General features: G+C 71.5%; 1 pseudogene. It reads left to right on the forward strand.

The window, feature by feature from the left end:
• Window positions 1-63: 63 nt before the first annotated feature.
• A pseudogene (locus ABZ641_RS35640) lies at window positions 64-1824 on the forward strand (discoidin domain-containing protein); the annotation flags it as partial.
• Window positions 1825-1863 lie beyond the last annotated feature (39 nt).

A 1863-nucleotide genomic window follows, 5' to 3' on the forward strand; every position in this document is an offset into this window, starting at 1 on the left:
AGCACGGTCACGGTCGGCGGCAGCATCCCGTAGCGGCCCTCGGCGTGTCCGGCGACGGCCTCGGCGGACGCGCTCAAGGACTGCCCGGAGCACTACCCCGACGGCGCGCTCGCGCTGTTCGAGAACGTCACCGGCGGCGCCGACGGCCACCACGACCCGGTGGGCTGGCCCACCTTCAAGGACTGGCCGGCTCACGACTCGCTGAGCCACCAGCAGGACTACTACGCCTGGGTGGAGCGCGCCTGGCGCGGCGGCCAGCGCGTCCTGGTCAACGACCTCGTCACCAACGGGCTGCTCTGCTCGATCTACCCGTTCAAGGACCGCAGTTGTGACGAGATGACGGCGATCCGGCTGGAGGCGCAGAAGAGCTACGACCTGCAGGCGTACATCGACCGGATGTACGGCGGGCCGGGCAAGGGCTGGTTCCGGATCGTCACCGACAGCGCGCAGGCGCGGCAGGTGATCGAGCAGGGCAAGCTGGCGGTCGTCCTCGGGGTGGAGACCTCCGAGCCGTTCGGCTGCAAGCAGATCCTGGACATCGCCCAGTGCAACGAGGGCGACATCGACCGCGGCCTCGACGAGCTGTACAAGCTCGGGGTGCGCAGCATGTTCCTGTGCCACAAGTTCGACAACGCGCTGTGCGGCGTCCGCTTCGACGAGGGCACCATCGGCGTCGCGGTGAACGCCGGGCAGTTCCTGTCGACGGGCACGTTCTGGAAGACCGAGAAGTGCGCCGGACCGCAGCACGACAACCCGATCGGCCTGCCGACCGCGCAGGCGGCGTCGCTGCTGCCGAAGGGCGTGCAGATCCCGACGTACGCGGGCGACGCCCAGTGCAACACCCGTGGCCTCACCCGGCTTGGCGAGTACGCCGTGCGGGGCATGATGCAGCGTCACATGATGCTGGAGGTCGACCACATGAGCGTGAAGGCGGCCGACCGCGCCTTCGAGCTGCTGGAGTCGCAGGCGTACCCGGGCGTGATCTCCAGCCACAGCTGGATGGACCTGCAGTGGACGGAGCGGCTGTACCGGCTCGGCGGGTTCGCCGCGCAGTACGCGCACTCCGCGGAGGGCTTCGTCGCCGAGGCGCACCGCACGGAGGCGCTGCGCGACCGGTACCACGTCGGGTACGGCTACGGCACGGACCTGAACGGGGTCGGCGGCTGGCCGGGTCCGGTCGGTGAGGACGCCCCCAATGCGGTGCACTACCCGTTCCGCACCGCCGACGGCGGATCGGTGGTCGACCGGCAGGTCACCGGCGACCGCACCTGGGACTACAACAAGGACGGCATGGCGCACGACGGCCTCGTGCCGGACTGGATCGAGCAGATGCGGCTCAGCGGCGGCCAGGACGTGGTGGACGACCTGATGCACGGCGCCCAGTCCTACCTGGACACCTGGAAGGCCACCGAGGGCCACCGGCCGGGCACCGACCTCGCCGCGGGCCGGGCCGCCGCCGCCAGCTCGTCCGAGTGGTCCCTGTTCACCAGCTACCGGCCCGACCGGGCGGTGGACGGCGACCGGGGCACCCGCTGGGCGAGCGGCTGGAGCGACGACCAGTGGCTGCAGGTGGACCTCGGCTCGCTGCGGACGGTGAACCGGGTCACCCTCGACTGGGAGCGCGCCTACGGCCGGGAGTACCGCATCGAGCTGTCGGCGGACGGGAGCACCTGGCACACCGCCTGGTCGACCGCCGCGGGCAACGGCGGCATCGACACGGCCTTCTTCGACCCGGCCCCGGCCCGCTACGTGCGGGTGCACGGCGTCAAGCGCGCCACCGGCTGGGGCTACTCGCTGTACGAGGTCGGCGTCTTCGGCCCCTGACCGGGGCCGGAAGGAGCGAGTGGGGCCGGCGTCCGGACG

The organism is Kitasatospora sp. NPDC007106 (assembly GCF_040634455.1).
GTDB classification, from domain to species: Bacteria; Actinomycetota; Actinomycetes; order Streptomycetales; family Streptomycetaceae; genus Kitasatospora; species Kitasatospora arboriphila.